Below are 17,458 nucleotides of genomic sequence, written 5' to 3'. Positions count from 1 at the left end.
ATGCACGCATCAAACTGCGCCACCTCTACCCCAAGCATTAGCCGCGACGATCTACTAGGTTCCGCAGCTTCGTCGTCGCACGAGGTGGTAAGTACCCCGCCCGTGTGCGCGTGTGGCAGCTTGCCGCGCTTGTGGGCGGGGAGACGCCGAGGCCGTGCAACAACACGAACCCCATCCCATTGCGCTTCGGCCACACGGCATCAACTCTGCACCCGGCAGGGGCAGCGATACTTCCCAGGGACACGACGTGTGGTTATCGGCGGCGGAAGAAGTAGGCGAAGTGGGCCATGCTGGCAGTGACGGCCTTCTTCGCGGCGTCACAGACAGTGCCCCACTGGCCGAGGTTGGCGGTCAACGCGGTTCCGGTGGCCGCGTCCTTCGCCCTTCGGCGAGCGAGCCGGCGGGAGCCCTCCCGCCGAGTCCACTCGATCGGGTGAATGCGATCGAGTCAGCGCCGAGGCCCCCTCGATGGCCTCCCCGCATGGGCAGTTGGCTTGGAAGGCTCGGATGCGGTCTCGGGCAGATCCTGCGGCTGCCGCTGCAATGCATGCCGAGTTGCAGCACACGGGCACCGGGACCCGCAATGAGGAACCGGTTGCTTCTGGTGCACGAGGCTGGATTCACGCGCCAATCGCGCTGGCCGATCTTGCCCCACTGCATGGCAACGGGGCTTTACACGCCTCCCACAGCTCTGTGGAGTTACCGCTCCGAAAGAGTGACAGGGGAGGGTTCGTGAGCGAGCTGCTGGAAGGCAGTCAGTACCTGATCAAGAGCAAGAAGACCGGGTTGTACCTGACCGGGAAACCCAATCCGAACCGTCCGGAGCACGGAACCGTCGAAATGCAGCCCCTGCGCGAGGGGGAGGAGCGCCAGACACAGTTGTGGGAGTTGCGGCAGGGCAACGCCCAAGGGCGCTTCATGTTGCGCAACATGCAGCGGCGGCAGTCGTACCTGCACCCCGCCGGGCACAGCGGTGAGGCCAGCACCAGGCTGGAAGAATTCATCTACGAGCAGGACCACGCCGACAGCTACATGTGGAAGCTGGTCAAGGAGACGGCCCCGGATGGTGACGTCTGGGCGCTGAAGTGCGTGGCCGGTGGGCGCTGGCTCAACATCGTGGGCCACAGCGACGCAACGGGTGCGCTGGCGGAGATCTACGACGACCCGCAGGACACCCACGCCTACCGGCAGTGGACGCTGGAGCGAGTTCCCTCGACGGCGTCCGGGGTCGAGCTGCCGCTGACGTTCTCCGTCCCCCAGGAGTTCCAGGCCCTGGACCTCCTGGCCTCCGCGGAGGAGAACACCAACCAGCTACTCGACCAGCTCGGGCAACTCGATCCCCCGCCGTCGCAGGAGGAACTCGCCCACGCTGTCCTGGCGCAGCAGACGATGTTCGAGATGCTGACCGCGTCCGGGGCCGTCTACGCCGGCGTCCTGCTGGCCAAGACGCCGGAGGACGCCCCGCCCGAGCAGCAGCGTCTGAGCTCGGCGATGCTGACGGTCGTTGCCCGGCCCAGTGAGCTGAACAACGAGGACACGGTCGATCGCCTGGCACGCACGCTGGGCGCGATCCATCCCGAGGCCGAGGTCGGTGTCACCCAACTGCCCACGGGGCGCGTGGTGCTGCTGACCCAGGACAGCAAGGTCGAAGACCCGGTCAACCTCCTGGCCAACGGCGGCCAGCCCACCGTGGTGCGCCAGTTGCATGTCTTCGTGCCGATCCCGGGTCGGCTGGCGATGGCGGACTTCTCCCTCTCCACCGAGAACATCGCCGAATGGGATCACTACGTCGACATCCTGGCCGGCGTCTGCAACACCATCGCCTTCACCTAAAGCCGCCCGTCGCCACGGAACAGAAAGGACTCGCCATGAACAAGCCGTTGTACACACTGGAAAGCGAAGACGTCACCGAGCTGGAGAACCTCGGCTACAACGCCTGCGTGCACGACCTGGTCGTGCAGGCCGCGCACAAGGAGCTCAACCGGTTCGTCCAGAACGAGGGCGAGGCGGTGAAGATGTGGGGCTGGGACCCGGGCTCCCTGCACGATGCGGACCGCTACCGCATCACCCAGCTCCTGCGCTCCTTCACCTACCAGGAGCAGCGCATAGTCGCCGCGCTGAAGCGGCTGGATGAGCAATACCGCTACTACATTGCTTCCTCTCCCCAGGCGCGTGCGCACGCCGAGGCGTTCATCGACTCCCTCAACAAGGCCGCCGCCCGCCGAGCGGTCGACTGCACGGTCGGCCGTCTGGCAGGCGCCTGGCTCACAGAGAGCATGCGTGACCGCTTAGCCAAGGACGTGGTGGCCAAGTGGAAGCAGAAGGCCCCTGAGGTCGACGCTCACGCCTCCAGCACGCAACGGGATGAGGACTATGAGGATCAGGAGGCCCCGCCCATCAGCACATCCAAGATGGACGTGCTGAATCAGGGCGAATGGCTCGTGGCTGATGTGATCGCGGACTCCATCAAAGCCGTGCCCGGCCTGTCGCAGCTGGCCAAGGACATCGCCTCGCGTCCCAAAGTGACCGATCAGTACGGCAATGAGGTGCCGTACGACCCGGAAGAGTGGGACGGGGACAGCTATCTGCCGCCTGCCTTCCGGCGCCTTCACGCCCTGCGCAGCATCGTGGACTTCCACGACCCCGAAATCGCCCGTGAACTCGGCTGGCGCGGTTCCTTCTCGGAGTCCTCCAGCCCCTGGGACTCCGAAGGGAACGAGCGGCCCGAGGACACCTCCTTCAAGGCGTCCGGCTTCGACATGGACCTGTGGCGGCTGAAGGACCGCGGCTACCCCACCGAGCGGATCCCCGACGGGCTGCTGTATGACCTGGTGGACATTGCCCTGGCCGTGCAGGCGGAGTACCAGCTGCAGTGCTTCTTCGTGGACCGGGAGCTGGCCAAGGTCATCGAGACCCGGGGCAAGGAAGAGCAGTGGCTCTACCAGAAGACCGCGGATTGGGCCGCCGAGCTGGCCAAGGCGAAGCAGAAGGAGATCGACCGCTGGAGCTTTTGGGGTGACGTCCTGGGCATGGTCAGCGCCGTCGCGGGCGTCCTGACGTTCATCCCGGGGGTGTCCCTGATCGCAGGACCCATCGCCGTCATCACCGCTGCCGCGTCGCTCGGCTTGCATGCGAAGGCCATCTCCCTCAAGGGGAAGGTGGACGTCGCCGATGGCGTCACCCTTGCAACGGATGTGCTGTCTGCTCTTCCGGTCGTCGGCGCCGTGGCCAAGGGCGCGAAGGGCGCTTGGGCCGCGGCCCGCTTGAACAAGGTCGCCAATGTGATCGTCAGCAACAGTGGGCGGGCCTTCGTCGGTGCGATCGCCAGCAAGAGCGCCTCCGATGCCGCCCGGGTCTTCGACTACCTCGGCAAGAAGGGTGCCCAGGTGGTCACAGGCACCCTCGTCGAGAGCAAGATCCCCGGCAAGGTGCTGCAAGGGGCGGTCGCCCTGGCCACCCAGGTACCCACAGCCGTCGACTGGGCCAGCCCCGTGGACCAAGTAGCGAAGGACACGGCCGCCGGCACCGCGCTGACCGCCAATGTGGGCCAGACCATCGGCGAATGGGACACAGTCGGCGCCTTCACGAAGAAGGTCGGCACCCTCAGCCTCGAACGCTTCAGCAGATTCTTCCGAAGCCTCCACTAAAGCACCCCTTGCCAGGAACAACACGTTCCGCACAGGGCCTCCCCGCAGGCAGACACCGCGCCGGCCGATACCGCCGAGTTCGCCCCCCGCCGTCGAATGCGAGGCCGTGAGCCAGTCCTCCGCACCAGACGGACTACCGAGACCATCCACGATGGGACGTCAACTTCCGCGAGGGCAGCAGGTACTGCGGCGTGATGTCGTCGATCGTGGGGCCCTGACGCAGCTCCGGAACTGTTCCTCAAAGATAGGCGACATGATTTCAAGGAGATCTGATCTCCTTGTGCGTGGTTCCAGCACAGCGCCCGGCCCGGCACCCGCCAGGCCGGGCGCTGTCGTACGGGCAGGAGGCGAGAGATGTTCCAGAGCACCATTCCCGGCCCCATACGCGCCATCGTGCCTGAGACCGCGGCCAGTTGGCCGCGCGGCGAGGTCTTCGTCCCCTGCTGCGGCAACTTCACCATCGAACGTTCCCTGGCCGACATGGGCTTCGCCCTCCACTCCTCTGACGTGTCCATCTACACCACCGCCATCGGCCGGTGGCTCACGGGGCAGCCGGTCGGCATCCAGCTCCGCGAGGAGAGCATGGACCAACTCGACTGGTCGGCAGGCTCCTTGGGCGATGTTGTCGGCACGGTCGCCACGATGATGCTCAGCACGCGGTTCCTGGCGAGCGTCGGCCGCGAAGGGCTCTGGCACGAACGGGTTGCGCGTTCCTACCGAGACCAGTGGCAGGCCAAGCACACCGAGACCGTCGAGCGGCTGTCCAGGGCAGACTTGCACCTGGCGTCGTATGAGGCTGAGGACGTGCGTAGCTGGTTGAAGAAGGTGCCGGGTGAGGATCCGGCGTGCAGCTTCCCTCCGTTCTTCTGCCTGGCCCCACACGAGCGGATCCTGACCTCCGATCTGCGCTGGGTGCCCTGCGGCGAGCTGGCCGTGGGGGACGAGATCTTGACCTTCGACGAGTACCCGACGGAAGGGATACGGTGCCGTCGCTGGAGATTCGCCACGATCACCCGCTCCGAACCGGCGGCGAAGGAGTGCGTCAGGGTCCACCTTGAGAACGGCGACTCCGTGGTGTGTACGGCTGACCACCCGTGGCTGGCCGACAGGTGCCGCCATGCAGGTGGGGGGCGTCGCGGCTGGGTGCGGGCAGAGCGGCTCCAGAACGAGGCGGCAGACGTGCTGCGCCTGCTGAACACCTGGGAACCGGCGCGGACTTACGACGCCGGTTGGATGGCCGGCATGTTCGACGGTGAGGGGTCGATCTCTCTGGGCAGCGCACCGAAGCTCACAATCGCCCAGAAACCAGGGCCGATCACTGACCGCGCGCTTGAGCAGCGGGGGCACGCGGGTTCGCCTCCTCCGTCAGCGGACGCCCGAATGGCGTGCTGGGCGTCCAGGTCGCGGGAGGTTTCGGCGAAGCATCGAGGGCGCTGGGGACATTTCGGCCTGGCAGGCTGATTGCCAACCTGCGGGGCTTGGACATCACCCGCCTGTCGGTACGAGTCAACGGAGGGCCGAGCCGGGTCCGTGTCGTGGCGGTGGAACCGATCGGGAGGCAGGAGATCCAATCGATCTCCACGTCATCCCGAACGTACATCGGCGAGGGCTACGCCATGCACAACACCGGCGGATACAAGAAGCTGTACGAGCCGCTGAACGAGCACTTCACCTGGGACGCGCCCGAGTATGAGCCGCTGTCCGATGCCGATGTGGTCGATGTCCTCGGCGCGATCACCGACCGGCGGTACTGGCTGACCGCCTCCAACCACGACGTACCGGAGTTGCACCGGTATCTGCGGGGCGTCATCAAGGCCACGCCGCGGCTGCTCCCTTCTACGTCTACGCGAGTGAGGCGCCGACGCGGATCGTCGCTCCCCGGCAGCCGATCGAGCCGGTCAAGGCCCCGCGTCTGCGTGCCGGTGACGAGCTGGTCGGCCCGCTGAGGCTGTCGATGCTCAAGCCGGGCCAATTCAACGCCCTGCGCTCCCGCTACCTCAATCCGCGCATCGCCCCCGGTGCGGAATGGCGCGGCGGGGGCCCAGGTGTGTGGGGCGCGAGTCGATCAACGTGAACTCTTCGGTGGCGCTATCCCTGCTGCTTCTGTTCGGTGGGGGCGGTGAAGAAGCTACGGGCGGAGAGCAGCAGGAGGACTGGCACGGCGATGTCGGCGATCAAGCTCCGCCACAGCAGAGTGCTGTCGAGGTGAGCGAACGTGACGGTGTAGCCGACGGCGGCGATCAGGACGATCCAGCACGCGAACCATGCCCACCGCTCGCCTCGCCGGAAGGGGACAAGGACGACGGTCAGGAAGAGCAAGGCGAACGTGAGCTCGTGCAGCGCGTATCCGTACTCCAGGGTGGTGGCGTACTTCGCCGTTCCCGGTGCCGAGTTCTTCACGGCGTCGAACGAGGCACCGGCGAGCTTTGCGAACACCGGCGCGTGGTCAGCAGGCAGGCCATGGGCATGGTCGTAGACCAGGTCCATGATCGGTGCAAGCACGAGGAACAAGCCGATGACCGTCATCCCGATCCAAGCGATCGTTCGAGTCTTCGTCGGCGCTGTCGACATAGGGGCCCCCGTTTCCAGGTTGTGCGTCGGACGCCGGAGGCACCCGAGTTGATCAGCTGGAGATCATCCTGATCAGGGGGCGTCCGCGCAACTTCCAGGCCGCTTGGGCACCGGTTGGGCTGCCGATGGCCGGCTACCTGCTGTCGAGGGTCCAGCCACGTCGGAGACAAGGGCACTTTGACATTTGAGTCTATGGCTCGTCGTGCTGTTGCTCACTGGTGGATAGACTGGCCTTGGCGTGGGGCGCGCACCGGAAGGAGACGCATGGCCCGGCCCCTACCCATTTCTGACTCGTCGGAGGATGAGTCGCATGAGCAGCTGGATGCTGCGGAATCCCCTGAGCAGGAGCAGCAGGTCACCGTTACTCAGGACCGCCTGGGGAAGCTGCTGACGCGGGAGAAGTCCCAGGGCGAACGCGCAGCCATCAAGCGTCTGTTGGCGACCTTGGGATTCGACTCCCCGAAGGCTTTGACGGAGTTCGTCACCGCGCAGCGTGAGGCTGAGCAGGCTGCGTTGTCGGAGGTCGAGCGTAGGGAACAGGCGGCTGCGGAGCGGGAGTTGCAGGCGGCTCGCCGCGAGGAGCTGGCTGCCGAGCGGGAGCGGGCGGCGCTGCGGCGCGCGGCCCTGGTGGCGTTGGGCGTGTCGGGCGAGGATCTGGTGGACGCGGAGCGGCTGCTGACCACCGATGATGACGACGCGGACGAGGCGCAGATCCAGTCCGCGGCTGAGGCGTTGAGGGCTCGGCGGCCGGAGTTGTTCGGTGACGTCCGGGGCCCGGTGCCGGCGGCTCCTGGCGGGGCTCCGGCGGGGCGGGGCCCGTCGCGTACGCTTCCGGCGCGGAACCCGGGGGCGGCCGGGCTGGAGATGGCCCGTCGCCGCGGTCTGCTGCCGGAGTCCGGCGACTCCCGCTGAGCTGTAGCCCGTAGAGGGTGGGGACCACGCCCCTTCGACTTCGTGGACAGCATCGCCTCGGGTGGGCGGTGCGCGGAAGACAACCGCATTCGTCCATGGGGAGACAACAGCATGTCCATTCAGCCTGTTTCGAAGTCCGAGCACCTGACCGCCAACCGCGAGTGGCTGGTGTCCCTGCACGGCACGGATTCGACGGACACGATCACCCTCGACCTGAACCTGTTCTCCGAGGGCGTGCACTACCAGTGCGGTGAGTGCGACCAGCCCTACGGCCGGGTGCTGTCGGGCGCGAAGTACCGGGCGTTCGACGCCAGCGTGCCGTTCGCCACCCGCGAGGCGTGGCAGACCTCCCGCGAGGGCGCGCTGCCCGCGCTCGGGCAGAAGCTCGTGGTGGGCGAGCAGGAGCAGATCCTGCCGGAGGCGTCCCGCGGCGCCGACGAGGACAGGCTCATCAACCTGCTGTACGACGACGTCGAGCGGTACGTGGAGGCCATACGTTCCCGCCTGGAGCTGGCGGCCGGCGACGTCCTGGTGGACGGGAAGTTCTCGCTGGTGCAGGAGAACGGGCTGACGCTGGAGGTGGACTGGAACGTCCCGGCGGCGAACATGCCGGTCGCCGCCCGCCCGTGGTCAGACCCGTCCTCCGATCCGATCGCCGATGAACTGCGGTGGATCGAGCACCCGGTCCCCGCCGGCGAACCCCACCCGACCAAGGACCGACCCGTCCGAGCCCCACCCGACCAAGGACCCGGCCGCACCGGACCATGGCAACGGGGAAGCCGACGAGGGGACGACGAAGAAGGCGCCGCCGCGCAGGATGCGCCCGGCCTCCGCGTAATACGCCCGCCTGCACGGCTCGGAGTCAGCGAACCCGCATGGCTCCGGGCCGTGCCTCGCGTTGAGGATGTGAACCTGGTGGACGAGTTCCAACGCTCGTGGCTGCTCGCGCAGCTCGGCCCCGGCACCGACCCGGCCGACCTGGAGCGCCGGTTCTTTCGGCTGGGGTCGGTGCGTGCGGTCGCGCTGGAGGTTTTGGGCGAGCGGCGCGCGAAGCTCCTCGCGGACCCGTTGAGGGTCACCGTCGATGGCGTGGTAACCATGGACGTGCAGGAGAACCTGCACGGCATCGAGCGGCAGATCGACCAGGTCAGCCCAGCCCCCGTCCCCGACGAGCCCGACGAGCCCGACGGGGAGGACGGGGGCGACAAGTCCTGGCCACGACGTGGATGACGCCCACCCGCCACTAACGGTAGAGCTCATCCGGGTGCTGGGTGCTGGGTGCTGGGTGCTGGGTGGCGGGTCAGGCGGTGCAGGCAGCGGCGAGCCAGGTCGCTGATCGAGGTGCTGTTGACGATCTCCAGCATGGGGAGGTCGCAGTTGAGCCGGTGGTGGACGGCATTCATGAGTTCTGCGCCCATGAGGGAGTCGAGGCCGAGGTGGGCCAGGGAGCGGTCGGGGGGCAGGCGATCGGGTGTGGTTTGCAGGATGTGTGCGAGGACGTCGGTGAGCGTGTCGGTGAGCAGTGCGAGGGCGGCCTCGGGTGTGGCGGTGGCCAGTTGTCGGGCCAGCTGGTCGTCGTTGCGGTGAAGGCCGTGGTCCGGGGGCAGGACTGTGGAAAAGCGGGTGGCGGCGACGGCTGGGCTCAGGTGGCGGGCTCGGTTCCAGTCGACCTCTGCCAGGGCGGCGACGCTTTCGCCGCTTGACAGGAGGGGACCCAGGGGCCTCAGGAGGTCTTCCGCGGGGGAAGGGGGGAGGCCGATGGTCTGGAGGTATGTGCTCAAGTCGGTCCGTGCGACGTGGCCTACGTCCGCCACGGGTCCCCAGCTGATGGCCAGCGCGGGCAGCTCCGTGTGGCGGCGTGCCCGTGCCAGGGCTTCCAGGAAGAGGTTGGCTGCCACGTAGTGGCTCTGGTGGAGGTTGCCGACCAGTGTGGTGACGGAGGAATACAGGAGAAACAGTGCCAGGTCGCGGTTTCGGGTCAATTCGTCCAGGACGGCGGCCCCTACCGCTTTGGGGGTGAGCGTGTCTCGGAGGCGTTTGTCGGTGAGGTCCACCAGGGGGCCGTCGTCGTAGATCGCGGTGGCGTGGACGATGCCTCGCAGCGGGTGGTCGGGTGTGTCGACGGCGTCCAGGACCGCGCGCATGGCTGTGTTGTCTGAGGCGTTCGCGGCATGGGCGGTGACCTTCACGCCTTCTGCTCGCAGTTCGTCCAGGAGTGAGGGTGCTTCGGGGGTGTCCGGGCCGCGTCGGCTGACCAGTGCCAGGCGCCGTGCCCCCTGCCGGGTGAGCCAGCGCGCGGTGGCGGCGCCGAAACCTTCCAGGCCCCCGCTGACCAGGTACGTTGCGTGCGGATCCAGAGCGATGGGGGTGGGGCGGGCCTCCAGGTGTGGCGGAGGGGCCAGGGCGATGACGATCTTGCCGATGTGGCGTGAGTGCTGGAGTGTCTCGAACGCGTCGCTGATCCGGTCGGCGGGATAGACGTGGTGGAGGATGGGCCCGTAGATGCCGTCGCGCACCCGCCTGGCGAACTTGGGTCCCTCTTCGCTCGCGATCTCCGGGTGGTGGGTGAGCAGTTCCTCGATGTCGCCCACCGCCGACATGGTGAGGTTGTTGAGGAAAGGGCGGAGCGAGAGCCGACTGCCGCCGTACAGGTCGCGTTTGCCCAGTTCGATGAAGCGGCCTCCGCTCCGCAGCGCCTCAAGCCCTCGGTTGATGGCCTCGCCCGCGAGCGAGTTGAGGACGACGTCGACGCCGTGGCCGCCGGTGAGTTCCTTGACTTGGTGGGCGAACTCCAGGGTGCGCGAGTCCAGTACGTGGCGGACTCCGAGCAGTCGCAGCAGGCCGCGTTTGGCGGGGGTGCCCGCTGTTGCGATGACGTGTGCGCCGGCGTGCGCCGCGTACTGGAGAGCGGCCAGGCCCACCCCGCCCGCTGCTCCGTGGACCAGGACCGTTTCGCCGGGTGCGAGCCGGGCGAGGCGGTGCAGGCTGTGGTGGACGGTGAGATAGACGGCGGGCAGGGTCGTGGCTCTGCAGAAGTTCATGCCGTCGGGGATGTGCCCTGCCAGGACGGCCTTGACGGTGGCGTGGGAGCGCAGCGTGCCGGAGCCGAAGCCGAAGACGCGGTCTCCCACGGCGAACCCGGTGACGCGGGAGCCGACGCCGGCGACCACACCGGCGCATTCCAGACCGAGTGCACCGTCCTTGCCGTGCGGGTTCACTTTGCCCGTCTCGTTGGCCATCTCGGTACGGAGCGGGATCATGCCGCGGGCCTGGAGGACGTCGCGGAAGTTCAGCGCAGCCGCGTGTACGGAGATGAGGATCTCGTCCGGCTCTGGGCGGGGCGCATCGGCGGGCGCCCATGCAAGCCGGCGGGCGCGCCCCGGATCGCGCATTCGTAGGGCGAAGGGGACTTCTTCCGGCGCCGGGTGGGATGCCGTGGGCGCTGTCCGTGCACGGATTCGGGGGACGAAGCGGCCGGAGCGGGTGAGGAGGATCTCGTCCTCCTCGGTGGGGTCGGTGAGTTCGACAGCCAGACGGGCGGCGTCCGCCGTGGGCCGGCCACTGCGTTCGAGTGAGATACGTCGGACAGTGAGGTGAGGATGTTCCGTGCTGAGGCAGCGTGCCACGCCCCATACGGTCGCGGCCTCAGGGGCCAGGGGGCGTTCGGGGGCCGGCAGCGCGCCGGTCGGGGGTGTGACCAGCCACAGGGTGAGCCCCTCTCGTCGCCCGGCGGCGGTGGCCAGGGCACGCAGCACCGCGATGCGGTGTACCGCGCGTTCCGTGTCAAAGCGGGGCCCGGAGGCACCGGTCTCCGTACCGAAGAACAGCACCACGCCCGCGTCCCAGGGCCGTGCGTCCAGCAGGGCCGCCCAGTCGGCGGGGTCGGTGCTGAGTGGGACGCGGCGTGCCTGGGCGCCGAGTTGGGGGACGAGCTCGTCCGCGAGCCGGTCGTGGACCGGTTCGGCGGCGATGATCCAGGCTTTGTTCCGCTCGCCCGGCGTGGCCTCGGATGCGGTCGCGGCGCCCGCCCGGGGGAGTCCGGTACGGTGCGGTCGCCGGGCCAGGAGTACGGATGACTCTCCTCCGGACTCCTCCTCCAACTCCGCTCCCAGCGCAACCACATCGCCGTACCCTGCCCGTGTCAGGGTGCTGGTCCACGCCTGGGCGGACAGCAGCGGTCCGTCGGGCCGCAGGTCGGTGTCCTGCTGCTGCCAGAAGCCGGGGGACAGGCCGTCGAGCAGGGCGGAGGCAGCGGGGTCGTGGGTCTCGGTGGCGATGAGATGTCCGCCGTCCGCGAGCAGCCCTCCGATGTGGTCGAGTGAGCGGCGCAGATCGCACGCGGTGTGCAGTGCCTGGCCGGCCACCACGATGTCGAACCCGGCCTCGGGAAGCCCCTGTTCCCCGGGCTCCCGGTCGAGGTCCAGGGTCCGGTAGGTGACGAAGTCATGGGTACGGAAGCGGTTCCTGGCCCTGGGGAAGAAACCGTCGGAGATGTCGCTGTAGACGTATGCGGTCCGCTCGGGTGGCAGTACGGGCAGCAGTTGTGCGGTGGTGCCGCCGCTTCCCGCGCCGACCTCCAGCACTCGCAGTGGCCGGTTCGCGGGCCAGGTGCGCACGAGGGCCGCTAGGACCGTGCGGGCGGCCCGGGCACCGAACCAGGCCATGCCGCCTTCCGCGTACGGCTCCTCGACCAAGGGCCGGTTGACCTCGGTGTGCAGGACCTCTTCCGGGGTACAGCGGCCGAGCAGTACCTCGGGCAGCCGGCTGCCGCAGGCGCCGAGGAGGGTGAGCTCGACGGCGAGAGCCGGATGCCGGTGCGCGAGCCCGCGGAATCGTTGCTGCGGCTCGGGGGGTTGTACAAGCTGCTTCTTCTTCGAGGCCACCGAGTGGGATGGGGAGCCGGTCAACAAGGAGCCCGAGAAGTGCCTCGCCCTCGAATGGTTCACCGTGCACGACCTGCCCGACGACATCATCGAGTACCCCGCAGCCGGACTGAAGGGCTGTCTGAACGCCACCAACCCTCTCGTTGAGCACGCCTGGCAGTAGCGCACACCAGAAACCTGTGACGGCGAGCTGAATACCAGCGACGGCGAGCTGAACACCAGCACGGCCGGGGAGTGTCTCATCCGCACTTCCCGGCCGGCTCTGGTCACGGGTCGATGCCAAGCTGGGCCGCGAACTGTTCGTTGATCAGACGCTCCCGCTGCCAGGGGCCTGGGAAGGGATCATGCGCCAGGGTTGCCATGCGGGACGTCGAGGATGATGTCGGCGGCGCGGGCGATGACGGGGGCGCGGGTGCGGCCGGGGTGGTCGGCGGCGAGGAAGTGACTGCCGATGGCCGTGCAGAAGGCGAGCAGGGCGCGAGCCTCGACCTCGTCGGGGTCGGTGCAGAAGGTGCCGATCGCGTCGCGGGCCAGCTGCATGCGCTTGTTGTCCACGCGGCGCAGGCGGTCGGCGACGGTGTGGTCACGGCGGGCCCATTCGCGGATGGCCAGGTCGATGGGGAGCAGGCGGTCGCTGGAGAAGGTGAGCTGTCCGGCCAGGCGGACCTTGTTCCGTGCGTCGCCGCCCTCCCGCTCGACCCGGTCCACTACGTCGTCCACGCTCTCGCGCTCCCAGGCGTCCAGCATCGCGGTCAGCAGTGCGTCACGGTCGGCGAAGTAGCCGTAGAAGCCCCCTTTGGTCACCCCCAGCGCCTTGGCGAGTGCCTCGACCCGCACCGCGTCCACTCCGCCTGCGGCCAGCGCCCGAAGCCCCTCCTCGACCCACTTCTCGCGCGGCGTGCGCAATGCGCCCATCTGTGTCCCACCTCACCCGGTCAGGCCTGTTGTACGGCCTCGTACAACAGGTCTAGCATCACCTTGTACGGCATCGTATAACTCGTGAGGGGACACGTCATGTCATTCGGTTTCGTTGCCTTCCACTACCCGGCCGCCGAGCACTTCGAGGAGTTCGTCGGCACATGCCACCAGGTCGCCGAGGCGTTGCGGCAGCAGCCGGGCTTTCTGTCCGTCGGGGTCTGGGTCACGCCGGACGGCGAAGCCGTCGTCACCACCGGCGCTTTCGAGTCCGAGGAGACGTTCCGGGCGACCGCCGACGTCGCCCGCGAGATGGGCGCGACGCCCGACGGCTTGAGCGACCTGGAGGTCAGGCCCCGTGAGGTCCACTTCCTTGTGTCGCACTAACGATCTCGATGAGGTCAACTCTCCGTTGGGGCACGAGCTTTGGCGGGAGCGGCGGTGATGCCGAGGATCCTGGCGGTGGAGTTGACGCCTGAGCGGCAGGTCGAGCGTCGGAGCGGTCGCGTGGGTGCTGCTGTACCGGGACCGGCTGGGGCCGGGCGAGGTCCTTGAGGTGATGAAGGGCCAGTTCCGCAAGTGACCTTGCGCCGCAGCGAGGTCGTAGGCGGTGTCCCACGGGTCATTTATGCCCGAACCTGCTGTAGCGCGGAGTGCCCCGTGCTGTCCGACAGCCTTTTTACCGTTGGCTGAATGGATCACCACGAGGAGAAGTCACACGGTGTGCGCATCACCGCTCGGAACCCGCGGGCAGCCATCGAGATCGACGGAAGTCGATGGGATCCCGGGAGCCTGAGCGGTTACACCATCAGCCACCACGAGGGCGAGCCCCCGCACGTCGTTCTGCACGTCGAGAACGACGACGCCGCTGAGTTCGAAGGGCTCGCCCGAGTGGCTGTCGCCGGCCCGGTCGCCGTAGAACCAACGGCTGCCGAGTTCCTCGCGGCCATCGACCCCGAGGAACTGGAGCCTGCGGTACTGGCCAGACCCGACCTGGGCAAGGGCCCGTACTCGCTGACGAAGGCGATGCTCACCCAGCTCGGGGAGTGGGCGCATGGCGCTTGAGGTGGAGGGGGCGCGGCGTGTGGTCGGCCGCATCCTGGACGACAGGCTGGAGGTGTGGCGCGACAGCGCGGGCCGCGCCGACGACTTTCTGGACGAGGGCACGGGCAGGTTGTTGCGGCCGGCGCCGGACGAGGTGCTGGTCTGGGACGGGCTCGGTGCGATCATGCCGATGGGACGCCCCGCGATCACCAAGCCGGTAGACGGGGCGGTCTCCGTCGAGCCGCCGACCTCCGACTACCAGACTGTTCTGCCCATCGAGGCCCCTGGGCTGCACCAGGACGACGTGATCCGGGTCGCCGGTTCCGTGCGACCGGATGGCCCGCGGGACCCGCAGTTGGTCGGGCGCCGTTTCCGGGTGTCGGACGAGGGCGTGGGGACCTTCAGTGTGGTGCGGATCGTGCGCGTGCAGGTCATCGACTGATGACGCCCGACAACCCGCATCCGAACGCTCATCCTGACGCGGCGGCGTTCCGCGATCCGATCGCGTTGGCTGCCGCGATAGCTGGGCCGGGGCCAGCGGTACGCGCGCGTACGCGGACGATCACCCAGCATCACGCGATGCTGCTGCGCGTGCGTATTCAGCGCAATGCCTCGGGCAGGCCGGGACCGCGGGTGATCACCGGCCAGTACCGCGCATCGTGGGATGTGCGGGTGAGCACCGAGGACGGCGAGGTGACGGCGGAGGTCTTCTCCGACGCGCCGCAGGCCCGGAGGCTGGAATACGGGTTCATCGGGGTCGACTCCTTGGGACGCCACTACCGGCAATCCCCTTTCCCTCACGTCGAACCCGCCTTCTGGCAAACGCAGCCCGGATTCCTCCAGGCCCTCCGGGACGGAGTGCTGCCGTGACCGCCGCACGACTTCCCGTCACTCGGGCGCTGGCCGCACTGATCGCGAAGGCCACCGGTCGGCCGTGCGGGATCGCTGAACTTCCCCGCATCCAGCAGGAGTCCGGGGAATGGGAGCCAGCCCCTCCGCCGTACGCCATTCTCGACTCGCTGCCGGGGATGTTCAGCGGTCCGCCGCTGTGGGATTGGCAGGCGGATGCGGCCTGGTCCTACCAGGTGACCTCTGTCGGGGAGCGGGAGGACCAGGACGAAGGGGCAGTCCAGCGCGCCGCTGAGGCCGAAGCTGCCCACGTGGCAGCGCGCGTTGAGCTGGACGGTGCCTCGGACTGCCTCACCTTCCGCGCCCGGTCCTGGAAGAGCTGACCGCGCAGCATCCGCCAACCGAGCAACAGGCCAGTGACGGCGCGGTGTTCAACCCCGAGACCTTCCCGGCCGCGCTGATCTCGGCGGCATCCTTCGACGGGATGAGCCAGAAGGAGGCGGCTGAGCTGCCGTCCACCTGGTCGGCTCCGGACGCCAACATGCTCTGGGAGGCGGCCTGGTCGGTGCAGCAGGAACGCAGGGTGGACCTGGGAAAAGGCTGAGCCGCGATGCGCAGCTACGGGCCGAGCTGGAGCTGTGCCAGAAGTACCGGATTCCGCACTCGCAGTTTCTGGGCGTCGATGACCGGTGGACGGAGCTGGACCGGGCCAAGGCGCTGGCGTGGGCGGAATGGCAGCGGTCGGTGTGCCCCGAGTGCCAGACCCGGCTGGCCGAGTGGGACCCCCAGCGCGGCGGCGACCGGCACGCCTACGTCACCGACACCCTGCGGTGCCCCGGCTGCGAGCTGATCGAGCAGGAACGCGACCAGGTCCCCACAGACAGCTCCGGGTACGGCGTGAAGATCCAGCTCCTGCCACGCGCCGAGCACCACGAGCACCCCTGATCAACCCCGCACGACGAAGGAAGGAGACCAGCTGCGGTGTCCAGGTTCACCCTGACCGTGGCGATGCGCGCCGAGGTTCGCGACATGATCGCGGGAACGCGCGCTGCCTCCGACAAGATGCGCACCCTGGCCGACCGCACAGACGCCGCCACCCGCTCCCTGGCCCGTCTCGACGCAGGCGGCGCCGGGCTCGCTTCCCAATTCGCCGCGCTGAACCGATCGGCACGCTCCGCCGTCGCCGAGCTGGACCGAATCCTCGCCCCGTGCCACAGCGGCACGAGCCAGTTTGCGCGCGGCAGGAGACGATGGCGCCCGCTCCATGTCCCGTGTCCAAGGCGCCGTGGCCGGGGCAGGCCGGCGCGGACTGTCGACCACCAACATGCTCGCGGGCGGCGCACTGCTGCTCGGCCCGCTCAAGGCCCTGGACGAGCACACCCTCGCGACCGGCCTGAACCTGCTGATCAATGCGGGTCGCGCTCTGGGCGAGGTCCTGCGCAACGCGGCCAGCGGAGTCCAGCCCATCGTGTCCGCCCTGGCCAATTTGGGCCGGGATGGCGGGGGAGCGGCCGGCACGCTCGACATCGTCGCCACGGTCGCGAACCTGGCCCTGCACGCGATCTCGGGCCTGTCCGCCGTCCTCGTCCCGGTCGGCACGGCGGCTCGTCCCAGGGCGGGACGGGCAAAACCCGGATGCGCAGCTCGGGTCGGTCGGACCAGGAACTGCACGCCTCCATCTCCGGGTTCGGCCCGTCTACCCACCATCCGCCGGCGCCGTGGCAGTGCGGGCAGTTCGGCCGGGGCCTGGTGGTGGCCTCGATACCGTGCCGGTCGATGTGCGGCTTCCAGTGGCCGGTCAATACTGACCCCTACGGCGACGGCTGGCTCTTTGAGCTGCAGGTGGATGACGCCGCCAAGCTGGATGCGATCCTAGAGGAGCTCTTGGACGCGGCGGGTTACGAAGGGGTGATCGGCGGCTAGATGAATGAGTCCGATGTCTTCAGTGGTCGTACGCGATCAGTGATCGTTTGGCTGGGGCGTTGGTGGTCCAGTTGTGCCAGATAGCCGTGGCCAGGGCGAGGAGTCGTTGGCCGGTGCGGGCGAAGACGCCAGCGGGTGTCCGGCCTCCGTGTTGTTCCAGGCTGAGCTGGCCTTTGAGGGTGTCGAATACCGCCTCGATCCACTGGCGGACGTGGGCCAGGCGTCCGTGCCGGACAGGCTCGTTCTTCAGGTCCGGCCGCACCAGATGGACGCCCAGGCACTCCTCGAGGAACGCCTCGAACTCCCGCCCGGCGAAGCCCTTGTCCGCCAGGATCACTTGACCGGAATGCACGAGGTGGTGGTCGCGTTCCAGCAGCGCGGTCATCACCTGGCGTTCGCCGAGTTTGGGGTTGGCCAGGCACCAGGACACCGGCATGCCCTCGGCGGTGGTCAGCAGGTAGAGCCGGAATCCCCAGAAGAAGCGGGAATGGCTTGGGCAGTAGCCGTATCCGGCGTGCCCGGCCAGGTTGGAGCGTTTGACTGTCTCGCGGGAGGCCGCGCAGGGCAGAGGAGTGGAATCGATCAGCCGCAGGTCGTCGTTCCACGTGGGAACCTGCCTGGCCAGGGCCTCGATCGCACGGCTGATCAGCGGGCTGGCTGCGTTGAGGCGCTTGTTGTAGGCGGACTGTTGGGGCAGGTAGCGAAAGAGGTGTC

General features: G+C 68.3%; 17 protein-coding genes and 1 pseudogene. 14 read left to right on the top strand and 4 right to left on the bottom strand.

Annotated elements, in window-relative coordinates; translation table 11 throughout:
• The first annotated feature begins 732 nt into the window (after positions 1–732).
• The 4 genes and pseudogenes from IEZ17_RS39775 to IEZ17_RS39760 all read left to right on the top strand — a co-directional run bounded on the left by IEZ17_RS39775 (position 733) and on the right by IEZ17_RS39760 (position 5,721).
• Positions 733–1,833, top strand: a complete 1,101-nt coding sequence (locus IEZ17_RS39775; RefSeq protein WP_189308507.1) for a ricin-type beta-trefoil lectin domain protein — start codon at positions 733–735, stop codon at positions 1,831–1,833.
• A 35-nt stretch (positions 1,834–1,868) separates the two neighbouring features.
• On the top strand, positions 1,869–3,647 hold the full coding sequence (locus IEZ17_RS39770) for a hypothetical protein (RefSeq protein WP_189308506.1): 1,779 nt from the start codon (positions 1,869–1,871) through the stop codon (positions 3,645–3,647).
• A 354-nt stretch (positions 3,648–4,001) separates the two neighbouring features.
• A complete protein-coding gene (locus tag IEZ17_RS39765) occupies positions 4,002–5,108 on the top strand; it encodes a Hint domain-containing protein (RefSeq protein ID WP_189308505.1) in 1,107 nt (368 codons plus the stop codon).
• 155 nt (positions 5,109–5,263) lie between these two features.
• Positions 5,264–5,721: pseudogene (locus IEZ17_RS39760) on the top strand (putative antirestriction adenine methyltransferase).
• Between the two features lie 14 nt (positions 5,722–5,735).
• On the opposite strand, the gene IEZ17_RS39755 reads toward IEZ17_RS39760, so the two are convergent.
• Positions 5,736–6,158 (bottom strand): hypothetical protein, encoded by a 423-nt coding sequence (locus IEZ17_RS39755; protein ID WP_189308503.1) that lies wholly within the window; start codon positions 6,156–6,158, stop codon positions 5,736–5,738.
• Between the two features lie 324 nt (positions 6,159–6,482).
• Between IEZ17_RS39755 and IEZ17_RS39750 the strand changes: the two genes are divergently transcribed.
• Positions 6,483–7,130, top strand: coding sequence for a hypothetical protein (locus tag IEZ17_RS39750; protein ID WP_189308502.1), 648 nt, complete (start codon positions 6,483–6,485; stop codon positions 7,128–7,130).
• Between the two features lie 111 nt (positions 7,131–7,241).
• A complete protein-coding gene (locus IEZ17_RS43585) occupies positions 7,242–8,360 on the top strand; it encodes a major capsid protein (protein ID WP_229853084.1) in 1,119 nt (372 codons plus the stop codon).
• Between the two features lie 26 nt (positions 8,361–8,386).
• On the opposite strand, the gene IEZ17_RS39740 is transcribed toward IEZ17_RS43585, so the two are convergent.
• Positions 8,387–12,013 (bottom strand): SDR family NAD(P)-dependent oxidoreductase, encoded by a 3,627-nt coding sequence (locus IEZ17_RS39740; protein WP_373300074.1) that lies wholly within the window; start codon positions 12,011–12,013, stop codon positions 8,387–8,389.
• 342 nt (positions 12,014–12,355) lie between these two features.
• Positions 12,356–12,928, bottom strand: a complete 573-nt coding sequence (locus tag IEZ17_RS39730; protein ID WP_189308500.1) for a TetR/AcrR family transcriptional regulator — start codon at positions 12,926–12,928, stop codon at positions 12,356–12,358.
• Positions 12,929–13,027: 99 nt separating this feature from the next.
• Here IEZ17_RS39730 and IEZ17_RS39725 point away from each other — a divergent pair, with 99 nt between their 5' ends.
• The 8 genes from IEZ17_RS39725 (at position 13,028) to IEZ17_RS39690 (ending at position 16,744) form a co-directional block, all read left to right on the top strand.
• Positions 13,028–13,315 (top strand): antibiotic biosynthesis monooxygenase, encoded by a 288-nt coding sequence (locus IEZ17_RS39725; RefSeq protein WP_189308499.1) that lies wholly within the window; start codon positions 13,028–13,030, stop codon positions 13,313–13,315.
• 306 nt (positions 13,316–13,621) lie between these two features.
• A complete protein-coding gene (locus tag IEZ17_RS39720; RefSeq protein WP_189308498.1) occupies positions 13,622–13,993 on the top strand; it encodes a hypothetical protein in 372 nt (123 codons plus the stop codon).
• Entirely contained in the window at positions 13,983–14,414 is a 432-nt protein-coding gene (locus IEZ17_RS39715) for a DUF6093 family protein (protein WP_189308497.1), read from the top strand. The genes IEZ17_RS39720 and IEZ17_RS39715 overlap by 11 nt, the downstream gene beginning before the upstream one ends.
• Positions 14,414–14,842, top strand: a complete 429-nt coding sequence (locus IEZ17_RS39710) for an HK97 gp10 family phage protein (RefSeq protein ID WP_189308496.1) — start codon at positions 14,414–14,416, stop codon at positions 14,840–14,842. Before IEZ17_RS39715 ends, IEZ17_RS39710 begins: the two co-directional genes overlap by 1 nt.
• Entirely contained in the window at positions 14,839–15,204 is a 366-nt protein-coding gene (locus IEZ17_RS39705; protein ID WP_189308495.1) for a hypothetical protein, read from the top strand. Before IEZ17_RS39710 ends, IEZ17_RS39705 begins: the two co-directional genes overlap by 4 nt.
• A gap of 44 nt (positions 15,205–15,248) precedes the next feature.
• A complete protein-coding gene (locus IEZ17_RS39700; RefSeq protein WP_189308494.1) occupies positions 15,249–15,425 on the top strand; it encodes a hypothetical protein in 177 nt (58 codons plus the stop codon).
• Between the two features lie 140 nt (positions 15,426–15,565).
• Entirely contained in the window at positions 15,566–15,766 is a 201-nt protein-coding gene (locus IEZ17_RS39695; protein ID WP_189308493.1) for a hypothetical protein, read from the top strand.
• A gap of 831 nt (positions 15,767–16,597) precedes the next feature.
• Entirely contained in the window at positions 16,598–16,744 is a 147-nt protein-coding gene (locus IEZ17_RS39690) for a biotin/lipoyl attachment domain-containing protein (protein ID WP_229853083.1), read from the top strand.
• Positions 16,745–16,763: 19 nt separating this feature from the next.
• On the opposite strand, the gene IEZ17_RS39685 is transcribed toward IEZ17_RS39690, so the two are convergent.
• The coding region (locus tag IEZ17_RS39685) for an IS982 family transposase (protein WP_189308492.1) at positions 16,764–17,458 on the bottom strand (695 nt) is incomplete at its 5' end.

The organism is Streptomyces albospinus, assembly GCF_014648695.1.
GTDB classification, from domain to species: domain Bacteria; phylum Actinomycetota; class Actinomycetes; order Streptomycetales; family Streptomycetaceae; genus Streptomyces; species Streptomyces albospinus.
The sequence above is the reverse complement of the archived record's forward strand: the minus strand, read 5'-3'. Positions and strand labels throughout refer to the sequence as shown.

Bases quoted from the DNA above. Each gene is read 5' to 3' on its own strand.
- IEZ17_RS39770 (WP_189308506.1), top strand. From the start codon at position 1,869: ATGAACAAGCCGTTGTACACACTGGAAAGCGAAGACGTCACCGAGCTG.
- IEZ17_RS39765 (WP_189308505.1), top strand. From the start codon at position 4,002: ATGTTCCAGAGCACCATTCCCGGCCCCATACGCGCCATCGTGCCTGAG.
- IEZ17_RS39750 (WP_189308502.1), top strand. From the start codon at position 6,483: ATGGCCCGGCCCCTACCCATTTCTGACTCGTCGGAGGATGAGTCGCAT.
- IEZ17_RS43585 (WP_229853084.1), top strand. From the start codon at position 7,242: ATGTCCATTCAGCCTGTTTCGAAGTCCGAGCACCTGACCGCCAACCGC.
- IEZ17_RS39730 (WP_189308500.1), bottom strand. From the start codon at position 12,928: ATGGGCGCATTGCGCACGCCGCGCGAGAAGTGGGTCGAGGAGGGGCTT.
- IEZ17_RS39725 (WP_189308499.1), top strand. From the start codon at position 13,028: ATGTCATTCGGTTTCGTTGCCTTCCACTACCCGGCCGCCGAGCACTTC.
- IEZ17_RS39720 (WP_189308498.1), top strand. From the start codon at position 13,622: ATGGATCACCACGAGGAGAAGTCACACGGTGTGCGCATCACCGCTCGG.
- IEZ17_RS39715 (WP_189308497.1), top strand. From the start codon at position 13,983: ATGGCGCTTGAGGTGGAGGGGGCGCGGCGTGTGGTCGGCCGCATCCTG.
- IEZ17_RS39710 (WP_189308496.1), top strand. From the start codon at position 14,414: ATGACGCCCGACAACCCGCATCCGAACGCTCATCCTGACGCGGCGGCG.
- IEZ17_RS39690 (WP_229853083.1), top strand. From the start codon at position 16,598: ATGTGCGGCTTCCAGTGGCCGGTCAATACTGACCCCTACGGCGACGGC.